Raw genomic sequence first — 24,309 nt, 5'->3', positions numbered from 1 at the left:
AACCGATTTGGGCGGATTTTTTAACCAATACAATCTGCTCATATCCGCCTGATCTTCGATGTTCTAAGTAAAATACAAAAAACGTCTTAACGCCTTAGCGGCAAAAAATATAAACATCAAAATGGCCTGACTATGATAAAAAATAATCTAAAAACCGCCTGGAGAAGTTTTCGTAAGAACAAAGTTTTCTCTTTTATTAATATCATTGGCCTGGCCATTGGCATCAGTGCATCGCTCGTAATATTTTTAATTGTCAGTTACGATTATAGTTTTAATACATCCATTCCGGATAAAGACCGCATCTACAGGGTCGTGTCGGATTTTAAATTTTCCGGGGAAGATTATCACAACGCTGGTGTGCCACTTCCGCTGGCGAATACTGTTGGTAAAGAGCTTACCGGCATAGATAAAGCCGTTCCTTTTAATACCAATTATGATGAGGCAAAAATATCATTGGCTGCGCCGGGTAAAGAGGATGCTGTTGTTTTCAGAAAGCAGAAGAATATCATATTTGCAGATCCGGATTATTTTGATCTTATTAAGTATGATTGGATCGCAGGCAGTCCTGCTGCATCGCTGACTGCGCCATCAAAAGTGGTTTTGACATCCTCGGCTGCTGCTACGTATTTTCCTCAATTGAGCGCTGACCAGGTTATAGGTAAGCAGCTTTATTTTAATGATACGGTTATTACGACTGTGTCGGGTGTTGTAAAAGATCTTTCTTACAATACTGATTTTAACTTCAAGGTATTTATTTCCAGGGCCACGCTGGCACAAACCACCTTAAAACCTTTTGACTGGGAGGAGTGGGGCAATACCAGTGGATCGTCACAATTGCTGGTGAGACTATCTCCCGGTTCAAAAAAAACGCAGGTGGAGCAGGCGCTTAAAACATTATTTAATAAGAACTATAAACCAAAAGTACAGGATCACAGCATCACCAATCATTCGCTGCAACCGTTAAGTGACCTGCATTACAACGCAACTTATGGGGGATATGATTTGCCACTCAGTCATAAGCCCACTTTGTATGGGTTACTTGCAGTGGCCGCGTTTTTATTATTACTGGCTTGTATCAATTTTATCAATCTAACCACCGCCCAGGCATCCCAAAGAGCTAAAGAAATCGGGGTTAAAAAAACAATGGGAAGCTCCAGGAAACAATTGATTCAGCAGTTTTTAAGTGAGACCTTTTTGCTAACATTGATTGCGACTGTTTTGTCACTGCTGATTGCGCCGTTGTTATTAAAAGTGTTTGCAGATTTTATTCCACCCGGCTTACATTTTGATTTGACTAAAGAACCTGCTGTCATTATTTTTTTATTGTTACTAATACCTTTGGTTAGTTTGTTTTCAGGCTTTTATCCTGCCTTGATTTTGTCTTCGTACCAACCTGTGAAAGTTTTGAAAAACCAGGCGTATGTTAGTTCAGGAAAATCAAGAAGTGCGTGGTTACGTAAATCGCTGACTGTTTCGCAGTTTGTAATTGCCCAGGTGTTCATCATTGCAACCATACTTGTCGGCAAGCAAATCAGCTTTTCCCTCAGCAAGGATATGGGTTTTAAAAAAGATGCCATCGTTACGCTCCAGACTAACTTCTATGATACAGCAAGGTTAAAAAGACTTGTATTGGTGGATGCCTTTAAAGCCATACCGGCAGTTGCAAATATCAGCCTGAGTACAAGCCCGCCATCATCCAACAGTACCTGGAGCGGCACAATGAAATATAACGATGGTAAAAAAGAAATAGAAACAGATGTTGAGCAGAAATATGCAGACACCAATTACCTCAATCTGTTCAAAATAAAATTGCTGGCCGGCACCAATTATCCTGCTTCTGATTCGGTAAATGCTTTTGTAATAAATGAAACTTACCTGCACGCTCTTGGTTTTACAAATCCACAGGATGTTGTGGGGAAATTTGTTGAATGGAGTAACAAAAAGATACAAATTACAGGGGTTGTCGCCGACTTTAATCAACGGTCTTTACGGGAAAAGGTGCGGCCCATTGCAATGGGTACCTGGCCCGGAAGCCAGCGTACATTCAATATAGCCCTGCACCCTGAAAAGCAACCCGGTGACTGGAAGAAGGCGCTGGCAAAAATGGAAGTGGAGTGGAAAAAATTATATCCTGAAGACGATTTTGAATACAGCTTTTTTGATGAAAGTATCGCCCAATATTATACCGCTGAGCAGCACATTGCCAGCCTGCTGATGTGGGCTACTGGTCTTGCTATTTTTATCAGTTGTCTTGGTTTATTGGGACTGGTTATTTACATCACCAACCAACGTACAAAAGAAATAGGTGTCCGTAAAACAGTAGGTGCAACGGTAACGCAAATCGTCACGCTCTTGTCAAAAGATTTTTTACGGCTTGTTATTATTGCATTTGTGATTGCGGTGCCCATTACCTGGTGGGGTTCTGTTCAATGGCTCAACAACTTTGCTTATAAAACGGATATCAGTGTATGGATATTTCTGGCAGGAGGGATGATTATGTTTTCAATGGCGCTACTGATATTGTGCATCCGGAGTTTCCAGGCGGCGACGGTGAATCCTGTAAAGAGTTTGCGAAGTGAGTGAGATGTCTGATGCCCGCCCGGATGGCCCGGTAGGACGGGTCTGATTTTTCGATGCCCGCCCGGATGACACGGTCGGGCGGGGCTGATTTTGGGTGTTCAATTTTTTGTTGGCTATTTTTTGAGTCAGGTGTGGATTGCAAATACCTGATAGTTTTCGGCTCCATCGGAGCTACGGCTTTGTAGAATGTGAACATTGTTTTTCTGTATTTAACTCCGCAGGAGTTTCCGTTTTTTTGAAAATGATTATAAATAAAATTAAGGCAGTAGCAAATTGAGGGGCAGTACCACAAAGCTTAAAATGTACAAGAGGGCGACGCAACGATGATGACCATTGCTGTGGTTTTAGTTTGGGCAAAAAATGATTTAAAACAAATACTTTAAACAATAAAATTGTAACCGATGCTGAAAAATTACTTTAAAATAGCCTGGAGAAATTTGGTGAAAAACAAAGCCTTCTCTGTCATCAATATTACCGGCCTTGCATCTGGCCTGGCTTGTTTTATTCTGATTGCGTTGTATGTGGCGGATGAGCTGAGCTATGACCGGTTTAATGAAAAGGCCAACCGGATTTACCGGGTGAATACAGATATTGTTTTTGGAGGCACGAACCTGCACATGGCCACCACCTGCGACCCGATGGGCGCTACCTTAAAAAGAGATTACCCGCAGGTGGAAGAATATGTTCGGTTTTACAATTCGAATGGCTCGAAGCTGGTAAAAAAAGGCAATGAATTTATCAATGAAAACAATGTGGTGCATGCGGATTCGACGCTGTTTGATGTGTTTACATTACCAGCTGTTGGGGGTAATACGAAGACTGCTTTAAACGAGCCAAACACGGTGGTAATCAACGCTTCAACGGCAATGAAATATTTTGGCACCACCGATGCTGTTGGTAAAACCATTGAAACCAATGAAAACAACAGCACCTTATACAAGGTGACCGCAGTGATAAAAGACATACCCCACAACGCCCATTTTAATTTTGATTTTATTTTTTCGATGGACAATGTGCAGTACGATTTTGGCAACTATTTAAGTTGTAATCACCAGACCTATATCGTGTTGAAAGAAGGTACAGACTACAAGGTATTTGAAAAAAACTTTGCGCAGGTAGCCGAGAAATATGTACTGCCACAGGCCAGTCAATTTTTGAATATCAGTTCATTGGCAGACTTTAAAAAAGCCGGTAATAAATTAGAATACACTTTGATGCCGTTAACGGATATTCACCTGCATTCCGACCGCAGTCCGGAGCTGGGTATTAATGGCAGCGTGGAGTATGTGTATATTTTTTCTGCCGTTGCTTTTTTTGTGTTGCTGCTGGCCTGTGTCAATTTTATGAATCTGTCAACGGCCCGTTCAGCTGGCAGGGCAAAGGAAGTGGGCATGCGGAAAGTGATGGGCACGCAAAGGAAAGCGTTAATCGGGCAGTTTCTTACCGAGTCTGTTTTAATGACTTTTGTTTCACTGTTAATCGCCCTGGTGATTGCTGCTTTTTGCATGCAATATTTTAACGCGCTATCTGGTAAAAGCCTTGCTATTACTGACTTGCTGCGACCGGGTTATCTTACATTTTTAATCTTGCTGCCGCTAGCGGTTGGCGTAGTGGCCGGTGGTTACCCTGCATTTTATTTATCGGGCTTTAAGCCAATAACAGTATTAAAGGGAAAGATGAATGCAGGCGTAAAAAAGAGCGGCTTAAGAAATGCGCTTGTTGTAATTCAATTCAGTACATCCATTATTTTGATTGTTGGAACGATGGTGGTATATCGCCAGCTCAATTATATTCAGACAAAAAAACTGGGCTTTAATAAAGACCAGTTGCTGATTGTAAACGGTACTGGTTCACTTGGCAAGAACAGTGAAGTGTTTAAGAATGAAGTAGCCAAAATCACCGGCGTAAACGGCGCCAGTTCTGCGGGCTTTCTACCGGTATCCAATTCTTCAAGAAGCGATTTTACTTATTCGAAAAGTGCCGTGATGGATTCTAAAAGTGGGTTGAACATGCAGACCTGGCGCATTGATTATGACTACATCAAAACGATGGGGATGGAGATTATACAGGGAAGAAATTTTTCAAAAGACTTTGGTGCAGACTCCGGCGCAGTGATCATTAATGAAAGTACGGCAGCATTGCTGGGCTATAAAGATCCGATTGGTAATAAGATTTATAGTTATGGGGAAGGACAGTTTTCAAAGCAACTTTTTGCATACAATATCATCGGCGTGGTGAAAAACTTTCATTACGAATCATTGCGGCAAACGGTAGCGCCACTTTGTTTTCGTTTGGGTGATGCGGGCTGGGCGACTGCGTTTAAAGTTAGCACTGCGGATGTAAAAGGGTTGGTTGCTAACATAGAAACAGAATGGAAAAAATTGTCGCCGGCAATGCCTTTCAGCTACCAGTTTTTAGATGACTCCTTTAATGAAATGTATAAGGTAGAACAGCGCACAGGCAAGCTGGGCCTCAGTCTTTCCATTGTTGCCATATTGATTGCCTGTCTTGGATTATTTGGTCTTGCTACTTATATGGCTGAACAGCGCACCAAAGAAATGGGCGTGCGGAAAGTGCTGGGTGCTACTACAGAAAGCCTGGTGAAATTATTGTCTGCTGATTTTTTACGGCTGGTTTTAATTGCATTGATTGTAGCCGTTCCAGTTGCATGGACGTTGATGCATTTCTGGTTAAAAGATTTTGCCTTCCGCATCAATATGCCCTGGTGGGTATTTGTTGCGGCTGGTCTTTCGGCGATGCTGATTGCTTTGCTTACAGTGAGTTACCAGAGTATTAAAGCGGCGTTGACTAACCCGGTGAAGAGTTTGAGGAGTGAGTAGAAGCGAACCCCTCCTGCCCCACAAGGGGGGTGAAAGGCGTAGCATATTTGGTGAAGAGTTTTTAGATACTGGAAATTAAAAATTAAAAACGTCTTAACATCTCACCGGCAGAGCAAAAAATAATAAACGTTTAAACGCCGTAGCGGCCAAACTAATGATTAGAAACTATTTTAAAATCGCCTTGCGGAGTTTGTGGAAACACCGGTTGTTTTCATTCATCAATATTGTTGGTCTGGCCGCCGGGATGGTGATCTGCATTATTGCATTGATTGATTTTAATAAGGCATATAACTATGATACTTTCCATCCGATGCCGGAACGTACTTACCGCATTATAACGGATGTAACATTTAAAGAAAATCAACGGGAGGCGTACGCCAGTACGCCCTATCCGGTTGCAACACAATTAAAAAATAATTATCCTTTTGTTGAAGAGATTGTACATGTGGTACCGGCTAGGAAAGCGGAATTTGAGGCAGCGGGTAAGATACTAAAAACATCCACTTCTTTTGCTGACGTCTCTTTTTTTAAGGTCTTCGGATTTAAATTGTTATTGGGGGCATTTAACGATGCGCCACATACAGCGGTTGTTACCGCCGAAACAGCCAGCCGCTTTTTTGGCACCGCCAATGCCGTTGGGAAAATATTACACCATAAAGACTGGGGCGATTTTTTAGTGACGGGTATTGTTGCAACACCCGTTAAAAAATCGCATTTGGTATTTGATATGCTGGCTGCTTCCAGTACTATTACAGCGATTGAAAAAAACGGTGTCAACATCGCAGAAACCAATAACTGGACGAACCCCTGGGCATCGTACACGTATGTGCTGTTAAAACGGGGTGGTGTAAAAAGTCGCCTGGATGCAGCCATTGCACAAGTGGCCAATATCTCTACATCTGCTATCGGCGCAAATAATGACCAGCGCTCTTTTGCTTACCGGTGTCAATTGCTAAATGACATCAACCCTTCCCGTGAAGACCTTTTAAATTTTCCTGCAGGCACTACTTACGGAAAACTGCTGGTTGAAATAGGCATCGGGTTGATCACGCTGATACTGGCCGGGTTTAATTATATCAATCTTACATTGGCAAGATCACTTACCAGGTCTAAAGAAATTGGTTTGCGCAAAGTGATCGGTGCAGGGCCAGGGCAGGTTTTTGCGCAGTTTATTGTAGAATCTGTTTGCTTCAGTTTGCTGGCCTTATTACTGGCTTTGCTGGTGCTGGGGCTGTTGAAACCTATGAACGTTATCCAGGATGTTTTTAATGACGCTCAACTTTCGATAGCCTTTTATTCAAGCTTGTTTTTATTTGCAATCATAGCTGGCATTGTTGCTGGCTGCATTCCGGCAAGAATATTATCAGCCATCCGCCCCGCGGTAGCGATAAAAGGGCAAAAGGCGTTGACGGTGATGAAAGGTATTACAATCCGCAAAGCACTAGTGGTAACACAATTTGCCATGTTACTCACCGGCATCATCTTTATGCTGGCCATGTACCAGCAACAAAAATTTATGGCTACCGCTGAATACGGTTTCGCAAAAAGCAATATTTTAAATATTGAACTGTACGGAAGTGATCATCAAAAACTGGCGAATGAACTGAAGAAAATTCCCGGCGTGGAGGAAGTGACAGCCACGTCTTACACACTCGGGATAAATGGGGGAAATCAGCAAAAAGCATTTCGTATAGAAAAAGATTTTTACTCATCAGCGGAAATACTTTCTGCCGATGAGCATTTTATTTCAGTAATGCAATTGAAGCTGGTCGCGGGAAATAATATATTGCCCGCAACAAATGATTCTGCAGGGAGTTCGGTGCTGATCAATGAACGGGCGGTTGCCAGCCTTCATTTTGACAATGCGCAGTCAGCCGTTGGACAATTGATACGTTTAGGTGACAGCAGTGAAGTCCGTGTCGCAGGTGTGTTAAAAGATTTTCATTCCATGAGTATGTTCTTCCCGATCTTTCCGATGATCATCCGGCAGACCCCGGCTTACTTTTCGGTACTGCAGGTGAAAGCAAATCCGGCTGTAAATGCAGATCAATTTAAAAGCTCTGTTGCTGCCCTATGGAAGCAATTGAACCCTCACCAGGAATTTACCGCGCAATGGTATGACAAGGCATTGTACGCTCATCATTTTCACGGAAGCGACCAGTTATTAATGGTGTTGTTATGCAGTATCGTGCTTTGCATCGCCTGTCTTGGTTTATTGGGCATGGTAACTTATAGTTCAGAAATAAGAACAAAAGAAGTGGGTGTAAGAAAAGTAATGGGTGCCAAAATCGTGCAGTTGTTGCTGTTGTTATCAAAAGACTTTGTCTGGTTATTGGTGATTGCAGGTTGTATTGCAGTGCCTGTTGGATACATTGCAGCACAATTATTTTTACACAACTTTACTTATCATGTAGCGGTTGGTGCAGGTACTTTGCTGACCGGCTTTTTTTCAATGCTGCTGGTTGGCGGCTTTACCATCGTATGGCAAACGTTCCGGATAGCAATTCATAACCCAGTGAAAAGTTTGAGAGCAGAGTAAATTAATGGGATAATTTTTAGTTGATAATTGATAATGTAAGGCATCCGAATAAATCAGGATGATCAATCTGTTCACCTTGAGGAATCAAAAATTATTTATAAAATCGATGGCATTTAAAATGGGAATATTGCGAAATGGATGGAGTATCAGCAGGTCTTTGTCGCCGGAGATAAGGCAGGATGCACCTGCAACGATTGCGAGCTCAAGAAATTTATTATCTTTTGGATCTCTGCAATCCAATATTTTTTCAGTTGGCTCAATAAATACCAGGAGTTCCTTTATGTCATTGATGATAAGCAATCTTTTTTCAGGCGAAACATATTTATCAAACTTAGGCCGTAAAAATACTTCCCGCAATTCGTCGTATGTTTCAATACTTGCCGATAATTTCCCCAATCGTACAGCTTTATTATATGCTTGTTTTGTTACTGAATCGGGAAGTAAAAATGCACTGATAAGTGTATTGGTATCTATGATGAAAAAATTATTCTTCATTCAGCAGTTGTTGAAGCGTTTCTTCGGTAAGGCCATTTCTGGCAGCTTCTTCGCCTGCAGATTGCAGCAGATTATCAAATTCAATTACTTTCAATTGTTGAACAATCTCATCAATTTGTTTTTCAAAACTTTTTTCAAGATGGCTTTTTATCTTAGGAGAAACATTCTGCCATTTTTTTGCGGTTTCATCAGCTACTTCAATTACAATGCGTTCCATAAAAAACATTTTGTTCTTATAAAATTACAAAAAAATAAATCCTTTGAAATGAGAATTTTACAAAGTGAATTTAGCCATTTTGTTATACCGGCTTGCTCCATAGTAGCGTCCAAAAATTTCAACCATATTTTGTATAAGTGCCTGTAAGGTATTATAACGTTAACTTAATTTTAATTATCAGCCATGATAAAAAACTATTTCAAAACAGCCTGGAGAAACATTATTAAACATCGTTTCTATTCCATTGTAAACGTGTTGGGGCTTTTTGCCGGCATTACATTTACCTTGCTTATAGGGGCGTATGTGTGGGGAGAGTTGCAGGTAAATAAAAAATTAAATCATTCCGGACGACAATACTTTTTGCAAAGCGAGTGGAAAGGGGAGAATATACATTATGCTGTTACAACACTTTCCCCCATTGCCAAAAGATTGAAAGAAGATTATCCATCTTTGGTTGCGAACTATTACCGTTGGGATGGCATTACTTCTGGAGTGACCAAAGGTGATAAGGCTTTCAGGGAAAGCATACAATTAGGCGACAGTACGATGCTATCCATGTATGGCTTTGAATTGTTAGCTGGCAATCCGGCCACGGCTTTGAAAGAACCTTACACAGCTGTTATTACAGCAGCCACCGCCATCAAATATTTTGGAAAAAAAGATGCGGTAGGACAATCCATTTCCATCCAAAGCTTTTCCGGTGGTAAAAATGATTTTACTATCACCGGCGTTTTAAAAGACCCGCCAAAAAACTCTGTCACCAACCTGAATAACAATAACAACAATACCATCTTTATCCCGACGAATACTTATGCTTTTTTCGGACGTACCAGTCTTGAAGACTGGAACAACACCTGGATTCCTTCTTACATTGAATTGAAGGAAGGAGCCACCATCGCCGGTGTTGAAAAAGCCATTCAACAACTGATACAAACCAATGCGCCTGATGGAATAAGAGCAAATCTAACCATCCGGCCCATTGCGCTAACTGAGTATTATCTTCAAAAAGACAATGGCTTGGTGAAACGCATGTTGTATACACTCTCCTTTATTGCGCTGTTTATTTTGCTGATGGCCGTTGTGAATTTTATCAATATTTCCATCAGCAATGCAGGCAGCCGCATGCGGGAGATTGGTGTAAGAAAAGTGCTGGGTGGTTTGCGCATTCAGTTTATCATGCAGTTCCTCACAGAGTCGTTTGTATTGGTGTTGGTGGCCACATTATTGGCACTGGCTGCTTACCCTTTGGCAAGCCCTGTTTTCGCAGGGATAGTTGGAAAAGCAATTCCGGCATTGTCATCTTTGCCACTTTATTTTTTAATGGTACCGTTGGTGATGGTATTGCTGATCGCTTTGCTGGCGGGCGTTTACCCTGCGTTTGTATTATCTGCCAATAACACGGTCAGCTCACTGAAAGGAAAATTAAAAACGGTAAAAGAAAATATTGTACTCCGCAAATCACTCGTTGGTTTTCAATTCGCCATTGCATTGGTTGTGCTGATAGCGGCAGTGATTGTTACACAACAGGTATCACTTTTTTTCAGCAAAAGTTTAGGATACAATAAAGAATTTGTAGTGGCGTCGCAGGTGCCGAGGGACTGGAGCCCTGCCGGTGTAAAGAAAATGCAAACCATCAGAAATGAGTTTGCCGCGATGCCACAGGTAAGTGCGGTTACACTGAGTTATGAAATACCCAATGGCAACAATGGCAATGAACCGCAGGTGTATAAAAGCGGGGGCGATTCAACCAAAACAATCGGCATGCAGGCATTGGTGACGGATGAAAATTACCTCAGCACTTACCAGATACCTTTACAGAGTGGTGAATTTTTTGACAGCCGTATGTTAGACTCCGGCAAAGTAATCATCAACGAAAAGGCGGTTGCAGCCTTGGGCTATAAAACGCCCGGCGCCGCCATTGGCCAGCAGCTGCGTATTCCAGGCGATCCTACTACATTTACCATTAAAGGCGTTACGGGTAATTTTCATTTCTTCAGTATGCAAAATGCAATGGGCCCGATCATATTTTTTAATGTATACACGGCAGTTGTGCATCGCTATCTTTCTTTTAAATTGAAGCCCGGCAACACAACGGCCAGTATTGATGCCATTCAAAAAAAATGGTCGCAGTTAATGCCCGGCAGTTCTTTCGAGTACCAGTTTATGGATGACACATTGAAGAACCTGTACGCCAATGAAATTCAATTAAAGAAAGCGGCTTTTACTGCTACCATTCTGTCGCTCATCATTGTGTTGCTGGGCGTGCTGGGTTTAATTTCATTAAGTGTGCACAAACGTGTAAAGGAGATTAGCATCCGCAAAGTATTAGGCGCATCGGTACCCCATATCACAATCTTATTTATAAAAGAATTCGCGGCAATCGTACTACTCGCAGCTTTTGTGGCGGTGCCCATTGCCTGTTACCTGATGAGCGGCTGGCTAAGCAATTATGCTTACCGCATTAATTTAACAGCACAACCTTTTTTGTTGCCCATTATTGCCTTAGGTTTGATAACGCTTTTACTGATTGTTTTGCAAACATTAAAAGCTGCACTGGCCAACCCGATGAAAAATTTAAAGAGTGAGTAGGAAGCATTTTTAGTAACAATAACACGGCATAACGGGTTTCAATTGGAGTTATGATTAAACATTATTTTAAAACAACGTTCAGGTATCTCAGGGCATACAAATTGTTTTCAGCCATTAACCTGGTTGGTTTGGCGGTTGCCTTTTCCGTAGTTTATTATGCCGTGCTTTTTGTTCACTTCGAATTGAGTTATGATCAGTTTAATACCAATGCCGACCGTATCCTGCGGCTAAGCACCAACGTTGAAACTCCGGCTGGAATTACGCACGAAACATCGGCGGGTGCTGTTGCCGGTGCAGTGCAAAGCACCTTTCCCGAAGTAGAAAACACCACCCGGATTTTTTTGGATTATTATATTGTTCAAAAGGATCAGGATGCTTACGGGGAGGAAACACTGGCTTATGCTGATCCCTCTGTTTTCAGCGTTTTTTCTTTTCCGTTGATAAGTGGCAATGCTGCAACGGTTTTTAATAATCCCTATGCCATGGTGCTATCGGAAACAGCTGCCAAAAAATATTTTGGCACCACCGATTGCATCAATAAAACATTAACGCTTGATGGTAAAATCACGGCGACTGTGACAGGCGTGATGAAAGACATTCCACAAAATTCGCACTTCCGGACTGACATTTTTCTCTCAATGTCTTCCTTAATTAAAGAAGGCACAAACTGGATGACCAACTGGAGCAGGTTCGGTTTTTCAACCTATGTTCTCTTAAAGGAAAATACAAGTGCAGCGGGCTTTACCGCAAAACTAGCCGGCTTTGCAAAAGAACATCCGTTAAAAAATAATTTGCAGTATTCGCTGGTGGCAGAGCCGCTTAACAGTCTTTACCTGCATGGCCAGGCAAGAGGCAACAAGGCGGGTGCCACTGCTTCGGGTAACTACACCAACATCTATGTTTTTTCAATTGTAGCCATCTTTGTATTGTTTATCGCCTGTTTTAATTTTATCAATCTTACCACTGCACTTTCTTTAAAAAGAGCAAAAGAAATTGGTGTAAGAAAAGTGACCGGCGCAACAAGACAACAGCTGACTTACCAGTTTCTTACCGACGCCTTAACCGTATCCCTGATTGCATTTGCAATAGCAGTTATTTTGTGTACTGCATTGCAACCTTTTGTCAATAACATAACCGGTAAAGTTATCACGACCGGGATGGCTGGTAATATAAAATTTGCCGGATTGTTTTTACTGCTGGCCATTGCTATGGGCCTGCTTTCCGGACTTTACCCCGCGTTGGTGCTTGCCCGTTTTAAACCAGTCAGCAATCTTAAGGGCAAGTTTGTCAACAATGTAAAGGGACTGATTTTAAGAAAGGGATTGGTGATTACCCAGTTCACAATTTCAATTGTACTGATCATTGCGACCATTGTTGTTTACAGCCAGTTGAACTTTATGCAAAATGAAAATCTGGGATTTAAAAAAGAGCATAACCTTGTAATAGATTTCCACTACGATGAGAGGATTAGCGAACACGGAGAAACTGTAATGGCTGAATTAACCGGCATTCCGGGGATACATTCATCAAGTATATCTTCCAGCATCCCGGGCCGCAGCAATACAAAATATCCTACCACCATTGAAGGTGAAAATAAAGAGCCGCAGGAACTTCAGGCAGATGCTTATTTTGTTGATTATAATTTTTTAAAACAATATGGTCTGGAACTAGTTGCCGGCAGGGGATTTTCTAAAGATTTTGCCGGCGATATGCGGGATGCCATGGTGATTAATGAGTCTGCCGTAAAGCGGCTTGGCTTTAATAATGCTGCGGATGCAATCGGAAAACCATTTTCACAGCGGGGCGGCAATGGCTTAGTTATCGGCGTGATCAAAGACTTTCATTTTCATTCGCTGCACGAGGCGATCATGCCACTCACCATGCAGGTATCACCGGGTTTCTTTACGTTTTTAACGCTGGATGTTGCATCAGAGAATATGGCATCAACGGTTAGTGCCCTTCAAAAAAAATGGTCTGCTATCGCACCAGGATTACCGCTGGTTTATAATTTTGCAGACGATACATTTAATGCGCAGTACAAGGCCGACAACCAGTTTGGAAAATTATTTATCTGCTTCGCCGTGCTCTCTGTCTTCATCTCCTGCCTCGGTTTGCTTGGCCTCACTTCCTTTAGTACTGTTCAGCGTACAAAGGAAATTGGCATAAGAAAAGTATTGGGTGCTTCTGTTGCCAGCATTATTGCGTTGCTTACAAAAGAATTTATAGGGATGGTATTGATTGCGTTGGTCGTCGCAACACCAATAGCAGCAATTAGCATGAAGTATTGGCTGAATGATTTTGCGTATCATATCCCGATAAAGGCGCAATATTTTTTAATGGCCGGGATGCTGGCTATGCTGGTTGCATTGCTGACACTCAGTGTTCAGTCAGTAAAAGCTGCCATTGCCAATCCGGTAAAAACTTTAAAAACAGAATGAGCGCCATCTCCGCCGTTGCGGAAGAAAATTCACACGCAGGTTTGTTGAAATAATGAGAAATTTGAAGCACAAAAAAATAAGTATTGTCATCAAAAAAGACAATGACCTGACAACCGCAAACACATAAACATAAATATCTAAACGCCTGAATGGCAAAATAAAACATGATACAACTAAAAAAGATCTACAAGTACTACAACACCGGTTCAAAAAAAGCTTATGTATTAAGCGATGTAAGCCTTGATATTGCTGAAGGCGAATTTGTTTCCATCATGGGACCTTCAGGTTCGGGAAAGTCAACACTGCTGCACATTTTAGGGCTGCTGGAAGAAGCCAATGAAGGCGAATATTTGTTTCTGGGTGAAAACGTTTCAAAGCTTACAGAAAAGAAACGAACCGAACTGCACCGCAACCAGATTGGCTTTGTGTTCCAGGCCTATCACCTGATTGATGAACTGACGGTGTATGAAAACATTGAAACGCCGCTGTTGTACAAAGGCCTCAATTCGTCTGAAAGAAAAAGCAGGGTAGCAGAGCTGCTGGATAAATTCAACATTGTGGGAAGAAAAGATTTGTTTCCGTCACAGCTGTCGGGAGGTCAACAGCAACTGGTGGGAATCGCAAGGGCCATCGCCGGTAATCCCAAAGTAATTTTTGCAGATGAGCCTACGGGTAACCTGCACAGCGACCAGGCCACTGAAATTATGGAACTGTTTAAAAAATTAAATGAACAGGAAAAAGTAACCATCGTGCAGGTTACGCACAGTGAACATAACGCCACGTACGGTAACCGGGTTATACGCCTGAAAGACGGATTGATACAGCGCTAAGGTTAAACTTTAATAAACATTAAACGGTTGCTGCGGTACTGTTTTGTGCTGCCTCTTTCAGGTAGCCCCGGATAGTATCCCAGTAACCTTTTCCATAGCCAACAAAAATTTCAGCGCCGGCAGGAATATTTTTAGTAGCGTAGATATAAATGCGTCTCTTAATAACAACATACTCCGCATTGTTGGTAATCCCCTTTACCTGCTGAATGCCTTTTGCATCATTTACATAGCGGGCCAGTTCATGCGGATGATCCCTTGCGTCCGTAACATGGTTGCGGTTTACATAAAAAACGTAGGCATTTTTTCCATCATCGTGTGCCACATTTTTCCAGGTTGTAACCGTGCCTTTGTACTCAATGATACAACTGCCCTTCTCAATTAATTCTTCTGTATACAACCCCTTGCCTGCGCCAGGCAACATAGATTCTTTAACGACCAGCTTGCGTTCTGCTACGTTCATATGGTAAAATGTATTGGTTAATAATACTGCATGTAGCTGGCAGGCAACTGCATCTGTCGTCGTGTGGTACAATCCGGCGAAAGATACAGAACCTTTGCTAAAAATGCGTTATTGTTTTTATGGGGAATACTATTTTTATCAACAAGGCAAGTAACATACCAGTTTCAGTTTCGAAGGGTACAGATAAAATGAATTTTGGAATGGTATTGCAATGTATTACCAAATCTAAAAATCATTTTTTTATTTTTCAAATAATTCCGGCTGAATAATAATGAAGCGTACAAAAGAAAATTCCTTTTTAATAGCTGCCCTTATCCGCACAATGGAATCGTTTATTTCTGCTGTATCAAGATCGGCTTTAAATGCAACAATCAGCATCAGCAATACTTCCTCCGGCGATTGATAGGTGGATAAAATATGCACCGTTTTTTCTACAGCGGGGTCTTGTTGTATCAGTGTGCTGATCCGTTGACGTGTTGATGAAGCAATGCCTTCACCCATCAACAAACTTCTGCTTTCTCTTGCAAGTATAAGGGAAACCCCAACCAGTAAAATACCCACCAGCAGCGAAGCAACGCCATCCAGGTATGGAAGGTTTAATTGGTGCCCGGCAAATAAACAAATGGCAACAATGATGAGTCCAAGCACGGCCGCACCATCTTCAAACAATACCAGAAATGCAGAAGGATCTTTACTTTTTACAATGGCCCGCCACCAGCTTTCACCTTTGCGTACCTTATTAAATTCTTTAGCAGCTATTATTAAGGAGCTGCCTTCAAAAACAAACGATATGGCCAGCACCAGGTAATTCCAGGTGATATCGCCCGACATTTTTGGATGAATGATATGCTCATAGCCCTGGTAAACAGACACACCGCCACCCAACCCAAAAATGATAATAGAAACAATAAATGACCAGAAATACAATTCCTTGCCATAACCAAAAGGCCGCAACGCATCCGGCGGTTTTTTACTTTGCCGGATGCCAAATAATATCAGTAACTGGTTGATGGTATCAGCCAGTGAGTGCACGCCTTCGGCGATCATAGCCGAACTATTACTAAAAATTCCCGCAACAAATTTTGTAACGGCAATCACCAGGTTTGCCAGTAATGCACTGTAAATAGAAAGATTTGATTTAGCCATACCTCTTAGCGGGGAACTATTTGCTTTCCTCATCCCATAGCAAAAACAGTTCTCAATTTTATAAATGATTACTGCTTCACTAAATTATTTTTTTAGCAATCTTGATATTTTGTTGTTTTTATCATTGCAGAAAATGGGTTAACAATTGAAAAAGAGGTTTGCTAAGCCTTCATTAATCAAACACTTTTTTTATTCGCAGCCTTGATCTTGTTTCTTTTTTTTTTCAAGAAAAAAAAGAATGTAAGCTGTTTATATCAAACGATTTACCAACAAACTACTAGTCGCTATTATTTTAAAACAGGTAAAATAACAGCCGATGCATTTACTCCATCATGGTATATTTTAATGCTGGCCTTTTGAAAGTCGCTGTCATTGGCTGTATAAATATTGATGAACTTTTGCGGGTTCCTGTCTGCCAGCGGAAACCAGGTACTTTGTACCTGTATCATCAGGCGGTGACCTTTTTTAAATGTATGCGCCACGTCCGGCAAAGCATATTTCACTTCCGTTATTTTATCAGGTGCAAAAGGTTCCGGGTTTTCATAACTGTTCCTGAATTTGCCCCGCATAATTTCTGCCCGCACCAGCATATGGTAACCGCCCATCGGGTAGTCTTTACCATTGCCTTTTAAAGAAGGATCATATTTAAAATCATCCGGAAAAACATCTATTACCTTCACAACAAAATCAGCATCTGTTGTGGTTATGCTGGTCATTAAATCAGCAAGCACCGGTCCGGCCAGTGTCAGTTCTTCTGTAAGTGTGTCGGTCTCAAAGCTAAGCACATCGGGCCTCCTGGAAGCAAAACGCTGGTCATCGGTCATGTATTCTCTTGTCCTTCCTTCATGAACGCCATCAGCGTAAGGCACGGGGTGAGCCGGGTCGCTTGTATACTCTGTAAAGGCAGCAGTTTTTACAACAGGTTTATCAAAAGACAATTTACCACCGGCATGAAAATACAGGGCTTTGTTTTCAATATTTGCCGGTGGCCACTGGGGTAGTTTTTTCCAGCTGTTTTCCCCCGTGAAAAATATATTGGCCTGCGAGATGGTATCCGCATTGCCTATCCCTTTTAGGTAATAGTTAAAAAAAGGCACTTCCATGGTTTGCTGGTACCAGGCGCTGGTGTTGGAAGCAAAACGCACATTGCCCATATAACTTCCTTCACCGCTCCATTGCCCGTGAAACCAGGGGCCCATTACTATTTTGGTATTGGTAGCCGGACTTTGTTTCCTGGTTGCCTTGTAACAGTTCCAGGCACCAAAGCAATCTTCGGCATCAAACAATCCGCCTACATACAACATAGCAGGCTGCACATTGTATAAACCAACCCTTGCATTCCTGGCCTGCCACCACGCATCATAAGTGGGGTGCTTGTACATCTCGTGCCAGAACTTAATGCTGTCCCCAATCATAGCAGCTAAGTTTTTTACCGCACCAGCCTGCAGGTAAAATTGATAATTGTCTTTGATGGGTGTGCTGAATCCGGGGCCATAATCTTTGGTGGGTACCGGATGCGGCTTGCCAAATGAAGAATAAAAAGAAAATCCGTCCAGCGCAAAGAAAGCGCCATTGTGGTGAAAGTCATCCCCGATAAACCAATCAGTAACCGGCGCCTGCGGACTCACCGCCTTTAACGCCGGATGCCCGCTCAGCGCAGCTTCTGTTGCATAAAAGCCGGGATAACTGGTACCCAGCACACCTACTTTACCATTGTTTCCCGGGATGTTTTTCAGCATCCAGGCAATGGCATCGTATGTATCGCTGGCCTCATCAATATCCTTCTTTGTTTTTTTATTTTTATTAAACGGGCGCACATCCGCAAACACGCCTTCGCTCATATAACGGCCACGTACATCCTGTGTAACGATGATGTATTTTTCTTTCAGGTAGGCCATGCGGTAACTTCTCCATAAGCCCGAAAATTTATTTTCACCATAAGGTGCGCAGGAATAAGGCGTACGGGTCATCAGAAAGGGATGCCTCGCTGCGCTGTCTTTCGGAATATAAAAAGCAGTAAATAAACGGATGCCATCTCTCATCGGCACCATACGTTCTATCTTGTAATAATTGTTTGCAAACCAGCTGCTGTCTTCATTTTGCGCCGTTGCTGAAAAAGAAAAGCCTGCCAGTAAAAAAAGAAATACCCATTTTTTCATGTTACATCATTTAGATTGCTCAATTTAGCGAAACATACCAGATAAAAAAAGATGGACACCAACACGCAACTGATTGAAAAATTCTATACCGCTTTTCAGCAACTGGATGCAGCTGCCATGAATAGTTGTTACAGTGAAGACATTGTTTTTTTTGATCCCGTGTTTGGATTGCTGAAAGGAGGAGAGGTGAGGAGCATGTGGGAAATGCTGTGTAAAAATGCCAGGCAATTTTCGTTAACCTACGGCAACATTGTTGCGCTGGATGATGAGTACAGTACCTGCGACTGGACGGCGACTTATATTTTTTCTGCTACCGGTAAGCAGGTTGTAAATAAAGTAAAGGCCAACATGCGTTTCGCCGGCGGCAAAATTATTGAACATAGTGATGGCTTCAGTGTACACAAATGGAGCAAACAGGCATTTGGTCTAACCGGCACACTCTTCGGCTGGAACAGCTTCTTTCAAAATAAAATTAAAAATACCGCCCGAAAAAATCTGATGAAATTTATGGAAGCAAAGAACAAATAGTTTTTTTTAACCGGGCTAAGAAGCTTTGTGGAACTGCATTGGCGTCGCACTCTTGTGCTTTTATAATTTTGTGGATCGCTTCCAATTCGTAAGTATTCACCAATCAATGTCGTTTACTTAAGGAATTTCAGTGACGTGGAAAAGGTGGCCGACCTTATTAAAAACTGACAACTATAAAAAGGTCGACCACCTTCATTCGCTAAGTAAACGACATTGATTCACCAATCATCAAAAATCAATCAAGCTATCACCTGCCTATTTGTGGGATGCTTTTTTAATCGCCGTAAACGGCCCATACTTATGTTGCAATTCAGAAAAAGTATCTGCATAAGGACCGAAGGGATAGTCCACAGGTTTGGTAGCTAACACTGGCCAGTCGCCGGGAAAAACTTTAACCGGTCTTTTTTGTGAATTGATGAATGCAGCCACATCCCATGCTTCTTCATCTGTGAGTACCGGTGCCTGTGGTGCAACGGTATAAGGCATATTGTGTTTTACAAAACCCGCCAGCCGCGAAAGCATATAGTTACCGGCACTAGTATTATAACTGTCAGGACCCCACAATGGCGGATAAATGTACCCGGTAGAATCTGGTTTCGCCAGGCCATTTCCATTTGCACCATGGCAAGTGGTGCAACGCAAGGCATACACAGCAGCTCCGTTTTTTATGGAAGCAGCCCTTTCGATGAATGGTAAATCAGGATCTTTTTTTATTACTGTATTCGAAGTAACGTCCTTACCGAGCCACTTGATATAGGCCACCATGGCTTTCATTTCTTTGCCATTGCTGTCGAGTGTGTTTCCGTTTAAACTTCGCTGCATACAATCTTCTACTCTAAACTGTATTGACTCTTTTTTGCCGCTGCGCATTCTGAACCGGGGATAAGTAAATGCTACCGATGCAAAGTTATTTCCATTTGGGCGGGTGCCGGCATCCAGGTGGCAGTTGCCACAGTTCATTCCATTGCTTATTTGGGCCACCTTGCCTTTAGGGCCAAGATAGGCCGCCGTATTAGCAATCAGCTCCCTGCCATATTTTATTAAATTACCGTCCGGCATGGATGCAAGCGCAGCGGTATCGGGTGCCTGCCACACATCCGTTGACGCTGTTGTTAAGTTTTGTTTGTGACCGGATTGTTCACCACACCCTGCAGATATAACCACTATCAAAAACAATAAACCCCAAATGCCGCCTTGCCGGCTGTTTAGTATGTACATCATAATACGTTGCGCTGCGCTTCAGGCTGCTGAACAAATTTAACCAGAATCCGGTAAAAAATGCAGGACAAAAAAATGTATCTTTCTTTTTAAACCAGCAACGAATGAAAAAAATAATCGCTACCATCACTGGTGCTGTACTATGTTTTACAGGTATGGCTCAAACACCGCCTTCCATCCAGTTTTCAAAAGACAGCAGCCTGAGGGCACTGTTACATGCAGACTCTTTAAAAATTGAAAAACAGTATGCCGAAATAGAACGCTGGGATAAACTAAGAGCCAGTGCAGTCTATCCTGTTTTTAATGCAGGTGAGTTTTCCGGAGTGGTGCCGGTAAAAGATCCGGCAGAAATTCCCGACCCCACCATTACTTATAAATTACTTTTTGAACTGACAGACAATAATGCAGACTCTGTAATTAAGGAAGCCAATTATGGTTTGGTTGAAGTGGCACGTATCATCAACCTGCACGTGGCTTCCGGTATACCAATTGCCAAAATTTTGCCGGTAATTGTGGTGCATGCCGGCGCACTGAATGCATTTTGCACCAGTGAACGGTATAAAGAAAAATATAAAACAGGTAATCCGAACCTGAAATTAATCAGTGAACTTAAAAATATCGGCGCCCGTTTTATTGCCTGTGGCCAGGCAATGGCTTTCAAAAAATTTGCTAAAGAAGATATGTTGCCGGAAGTGAAAATATCACTTACTGCCCAAACAGTTTTATCCGGCTACCAGCTTAAGGGTTATGTGCTCTATAATTTGAGTGAAAGAAAATAACAACTTCTTCTGCTGTTCATAAATCATTTAAAAGCGCATCTTTGCGCTCTAAAAATAAACCAATGAAAAAATCAGCCTTGCTTACCAGTTGTCTCTGTTTGCTTCTTAGTACAACAACTATTTTTGCCGCTAACCCTGAAAATGTTTTGACCGATTCAACCCATCAGCTGGTTGAAGGGTTGAAGTTGCCCGCAGGATTTACATCAACCGTCATTGCCACCGGAATGGACGGAGCCCGTCATTTGGCTGTCACCAAACAAGGCGGCATCTATGTTAAACTCGGGCGTTTAAAGGATGGTAAAGGCATTTACTTTTTAAAAGCGGATAAACAGGGCCACATCAACGTGCAGTATGGTTTTGGCGACTATGCCGGTACAGGTATTTTCGTAAAAAATAATTATCTCTATGCTTCCAGCAATGAGGATGTATACCGGTATAAATTAAATGCCATGGGGGAAGTGATTGACCGCGGCAAACCGGAAAAAATTATTACCGGCCTGGTGAACCATAACCGCGATAACTCCAAATCCATTGCTGTAGATGATGCAGGTAACCTGTATGTAAACTGCGGATCCTATAGCAACAGTTGTTTAATTAATGGTACTTCACTGCAGGCGCCAATGCCCTGCCCCTTGCTGGATTCAGTAGGTGGCATCTGGAAATTTAAAACCAACCGTTTAAACCAGGGCTATAAAGAAGGTATTCGCTATGCCACCGGATTTAAAAATGTAGTGGGATTAGATTGGAACGTCAATACCCATTCGTTGTTTATTATGCAGCATGGCCGGGATCAGTTTCATGACCTTTACCCTGCCCTGTACAGCGAAGAAGATTCCAAAAGTCAGCCTGCAGAAACCATGTACGAGGTACACCAGGGCAGTGATGGCGGATGGCCGTATGTGTATTATGATGCTAAATTGCACAAAAAAATACTGGCACCAGAATATGGCGGCGACGGTAAAAAAACAGGTGGTGCAAAAGCCCAAAACCCCGTGATGGATTTTCCGGCACATCTGGCCCCCAATGGATTACTATTTTATTCCGGCAACCAATTTCCGGCAAAATACCGGCAGGGTGCTTTTATTGCTTTTCATGGTAAATCGCCGGTACTGCAAAAGGGCTACCTGGTAGCGTTTGTACCTTTTAATAAAAACAAACCCTCCGGTAAATGGGAAATTTTTGCAGACAATTTTGCAGTCGGCACCAGCCAGCCAAGACCCTGCGGACTGGCACAAGGCCCTGATGGCAGTATTTACATAGCTGATGATTTTACGGGAAATGTTTATCAGGTGAAGTATAAGAAGTAGGGAGATTTGGATTGAGCAATCAGATAATTTTAATTGTAATGGAGAATTTATTTTAGAGCAAATAAACAGGTAGCGGAATGTGTTTTAGTTGGCATTTCGACTAAAAAATGGGTTAAACTTTGAAAATAATTTAGATAACATGATAGTCCATGTGAGTACGATGCATATGAAAACTGATCCCGACTTCATAAAGTTGACTGAAACTTCAGTTATGGTCCTGGGGCATGTTTTTAATTCATCTTTTATGTTTAATAAACAAACCTCTGAAGAATACAGCATTTTTAAATTTAAAAGAAAACCAACATGTGGGTTAATTGGGAGAAATAATGATTGGTGTTTAGTGGGAGGAAACGTTCTAGTTCTAAGGACATTGGCTGATGACTGTGTAAGGATTTTTCATGATTTTAAAAATATTTACCAGTTTAAAATAGTTAATGATTACTCAGCTCAAATATTGATTAATCCTTGGTCACAGAAAGCTTCAATTTGGAAAATAGAAATTGATTCGATCAAATTAACAAGCCCTGTAAACATATTAGAAAACCCAATCAATATTTTTAAAGTAAAAGATTTTAAAGATTATATCAACAAACCTACGACAGAACAAATAGTATGGTAAACCACGTCCGGCATAGGTATTAACAAAAGTTGAAATTTGATCCCACGTATTTACAACTGTAGTAACGCCATCTCCACTGGTAAACTTTCGTTAATAAGAAATATCAATAGTAACGCTGGTAAGTAATTTTAGTCATAAGGGTATAAAAATCGATCGATATGAAAAAATTACTTACCGGCTTTGCAATTGCCATCGTTGCGGTGATATCGTTTTCCAGTTGTACACAATACAATTACCGCCACCGGGATTACAGCGATGAACGCCACGAACGGCATCATCATCATCGCGGATATGACAGAGATTATGACAGGGATTACGGTCACGATCGCGACAGAGGCGACCGCAGGGATAAATAAATAACGCAGCGTCACTGCTGATTGAAATGTTGTCAGTCAAAGGAAAAAATGATATTCCCGGAAGACTGGCAACCTTTATTTTTACCGTTGAGTCAATGCATAAAATATTTTTAAAGCAATCTGCATTTCAGATGTTCCACGTACAATCCCGGGTATTTCATTTTAAGATATGGCATATGACAGCTTGTTTTTGAATTTGTATTAAGTGTATATTGAGCACCGGAAATTTTTGTGTTATATAATAACCGCCCCACTTATGACAAACATTGGTCTTGCCGGCTTGCTGATGATTGTTGCCAATATCGCTTTCTCGTACAAGGGATTTACCAACCCCGGTTTTTTTGATGCCTATACTTTTGAAGTAGATAAAATTCTCATCAATAAAGATTACAAGCGGTTGGTTACTTCGGGCTTTTTACATGTGAGCTGGACACACCTCCTTTTTAATATGTTCAGCCTGTATGCTTTTTGCGGGCACATTGAAAACACCCTTGGGGAGCTGCCATTTTTAGTGATCTATTTTGCCAGTTTAATCGGGGGAGATTTGCTTTCGTTACTGGTACATAAAAACCATGGTGATTATAGTGCTGTGGGTGCATCAGGTGCGGTGTGCGGAATTATCTTTGCTTCCATCGTCTTGTATCCTGGTATGAGTGTTGGTTTTTTCGGCCTGCCTTTTTCCATGCCGGGATGGTTGTACGGTATGGTGTATGTTGGCTATGCCATTTATGGAATTAAATCTAAAAAAGGAAATATAGGGCATGACGCACATTTGGGTGGCGCCCTCGTTGGAATGGCCACAGCACTGCTTTTTGAGCCGACGGCTATCGAAGAAAATTATATTACTATCCTCGTCATCTGTATTCCAACAATTGCTTTGATTTATTTGATTATTACAAAGCCGCATTTTTTACTGGCAGACAATTTCTTCTTTAAAAAGCACGATGATTATTTTTCCATAGATCATAAATACAATGCTGAAAAAACCAGCAGGCAAAAAGAGATAGATAAAATTCTGGATAAAATAAATTCAAACGGTATGGACAGCTTAAGCCAGGCGGAAAAAGAAAAGCTGAAAAAATATAGCAGGTGAGGCAACGAATTTTTGCCTGTTAAGTTTTTACAACAATATAGAACGCTGCTATTTGGCCTTCCTTCAATCGAACAAATTACATTCATTTCCGCTGCGTTGATTAATGAAATGACAGT

General features: G+C 41.7%; 18 protein-coding genes. 12 read left to right on the top strand and 6 right to left on the bottom strand.

The annotated features are described in order from the left end of the window. Positions 1-132: 132 nt before the first annotated feature. From QWZ08_RS09825 to QWZ08_RS09815, 3 genes are all read left to right on the top strand, one after another. Positions 133-2,583: an ABC transporter permease gene (locus QWZ08_RS09825; protein WP_290337227.1), complete on the top strand. Its 2,451-nt coding sequence runs from the start codon at positions 133-135 to the stop codon at positions 2,581-2,583. 398 nt (positions 2,584-2,981) lie between these two features. Beyond that, the gene (locus tag QWZ08_RS09820) at positions 2,982-5,420 is read left to right on the top strand and encodes an ABC transporter permease (RefSeq protein WP_290337226.1); all 2,439 of its coding nucleotides are present in this window, start codon (positions 2,982-2,984) and stop codon (positions 5,418-5,420) included. Between the two features lie 154 nt (positions 5,421-5,574). Then, positions 5,575-7,959: an ABC transporter permease gene (locus QWZ08_RS09815; RefSeq protein ID WP_290337225.1), complete on the top strand. Its 2,385-nt coding sequence runs from the start codon at positions 5,575-5,577 to the stop codon at positions 7,957-7,959. An 84-nt stretch (positions 7,960-8,043) separates the two neighbouring features. Here the strand turns inward: QWZ08_RS09815 and QWZ08_RS09810 are convergent, their stop codons facing one another. Both QWZ08_RS09810 and QWZ08_RS09805 read right to left on the bottom strand, forming a co-directional pair. Then, positions 8,044-8,454 carry a putative toxin-antitoxin system toxin component, PIN family gene (locus QWZ08_RS09810; RefSeq protein WP_290337224.1) on the bottom strand — a complete coding sequence of 137 codons (411 nt, stop codon included), beginning with the start codon at positions 8,452-8,454 and terminating at the stop codon, positions 8,044-8,046. Next, positions 8,444-8,671, bottom strand: coding sequence for a hypothetical protein (locus QWZ08_RS09805; protein WP_290337223.1), 228 nt, complete (start codon positions 8,669-8,671; stop codon positions 8,444-8,446). Before QWZ08_RS09805 ends, QWZ08_RS09810 begins: the two co-directional genes overlap by 11 nt. Before the next feature lie 183 nt (positions 8,672-8,854). Here QWZ08_RS09805 and QWZ08_RS09800 point away from each other — a divergent pair, with 183 nt between their 5' ends. From QWZ08_RS09800 to QWZ08_RS09790, 3 genes are all read left to right on the top strand, one after another. Further along, entirely contained in the window at positions 8,855-11,260 is a 2,406-nt protein-coding gene (locus QWZ08_RS09800; protein ID WP_290337222.1) for an ABC transporter permease, read from the top strand. A gap of 50 nt (positions 11,261-11,310) precedes the next feature. Continuing rightward, positions 11,311-13,698 carry an ABC transporter permease gene (locus tag QWZ08_RS09795; RefSeq protein ID WP_290337221.1) on the top strand — a complete coding sequence of 796 codons (2,388 nt, stop codon included), beginning with the start codon at positions 11,311-11,313 and terminating at the stop codon, positions 13,696-13,698. A gap of 164 nt (positions 13,699-13,862) precedes the next feature. Further along, complete coding sequence (locus QWZ08_RS09790; protein ID WP_290337220.1) at positions 13,863-14,528, top strand: ABC transporter ATP-binding protein; 666 nt, start codon at positions 13,863-13,865, stop codon at positions 14,526-14,528. Between the two features lie 19 nt (positions 14,529-14,547). Here the strand turns inward: QWZ08_RS09790 and QWZ08_RS09785 are convergent, their stop codons facing one another. From QWZ08_RS09785 to QWZ08_RS09775, 3 genes are all read right to left on the bottom strand, one after another. Then, positions 14,548-14,988 carry an SET domain-containing protein-lysine N-methyltransferase gene (locus tag QWZ08_RS09785; protein ID WP_290337219.1) on the bottom strand — a complete coding sequence of 147 codons (441 nt, stop codon included), beginning with the start codon at positions 14,986-14,988 and terminating at the stop codon, positions 14,548-14,550. A gap of 240 nt (positions 14,989-15,228) precedes the next feature. Continuing rightward, entirely contained in the window at positions 15,229-16,167 is a 939-nt protein-coding gene (locus QWZ08_RS09780; protein ID WP_290337218.1) for a cation diffusion facilitator family transporter, read from the bottom strand. 254 nt (positions 16,168-16,421) lie between these two features. Next, a complete protein-coding gene (locus tag QWZ08_RS09775; protein ID WP_290337217.1) occupies positions 16,422-18,293 on the bottom strand; it encodes a CocE/NonD family hydrolase in 1,872 nt (623 codons plus the stop codon). A gap of 51 nt (positions 18,294-18,344) precedes the next feature. Between QWZ08_RS09775 and QWZ08_RS09770 the strand changes: the two genes are divergently transcribed. Next, positions 18,345-18,821: a nuclear transport factor 2 family protein gene (locus QWZ08_RS09770; RefSeq protein WP_290337216.1), complete on the top strand. Its 477-nt coding sequence runs from the start codon at positions 18,345-18,347 to the stop codon at positions 18,819-18,821. A gap of 255 nt (positions 18,822-19,076) precedes the next feature. On the opposite strand, the gene QWZ08_RS09765 is transcribed toward QWZ08_RS09770, so the two are convergent. Beyond that, positions 19,077-20,042, bottom strand: a complete 966-nt coding sequence (locus QWZ08_RS09765; RefSeq protein WP_290337215.1) for a c-type cytochrome — start codon at positions 20,040-20,042, stop codon at positions 19,077-19,079. Between the two features lie 101 nt (positions 20,043-20,143). Here QWZ08_RS09765 and QWZ08_RS09760 point away from each other — a divergent pair, with 101 nt between their 5' ends. From QWZ08_RS09760 to QWZ08_RS09740, 5 genes are all read left to right on the top strand, one after another. Then, positions 20,144-20,818, top strand: coding sequence for a DsrE family protein (locus QWZ08_RS09760; RefSeq protein ID WP_290337214.1), 675 nt, complete (start codon positions 20,144-20,146; stop codon positions 20,816-20,818). A gap of 62 nt (positions 20,819-20,880) precedes the next feature. Beyond that, positions 20,881-22,125, top strand: a complete 1,245-nt coding sequence (locus tag QWZ08_RS09755) for a PQQ-dependent sugar dehydrogenase (RefSeq protein WP_290337213.1) — start codon at positions 20,881-20,883, stop codon at positions 22,123-22,125. Positions 22,126-22,369: 244 nt separating this feature from the next. Further along, entirely contained in the window at positions 22,370-22,744 is a 375-nt protein-coding gene (locus QWZ08_RS09750; protein WP_290337212.1) for a hypothetical protein, read from the top strand. Between the two features lie 158 nt (positions 22,745-22,902). Further along, positions 22,903-23,100, top strand: a complete 198-nt coding sequence (locus QWZ08_RS09745; protein WP_290337211.1) for a hypothetical protein — start codon at positions 22,903-22,905, stop codon at positions 23,098-23,100. Positions 23,101-23,356: 256 nt separating this feature from the next. Continuing rightward, positions 23,357-24,193, top strand: coding sequence for a rhomboid family intramembrane serine protease (locus tag QWZ08_RS09740; protein WP_290337210.1), 837 nt, complete (start codon positions 23,357-23,359; stop codon positions 24,191-24,193). The last annotated feature ends 116 nt before the right edge of the window (positions 24,194-24,309 follow it).

This window comes from Ferruginibacter paludis, assembly GCF_030409685.1.
Classification (GTDB): domain Bacteria; phylum Bacteroidota; class Bacteroidia; order Chitinophagales; family Chitinophagaceae; genus Ferruginibacter; species Ferruginibacter paludis.
Note: the sequence above shows the minus strand (reverse complement) of the source record. Positions and strands in the feature narration are given on the sequence as shown.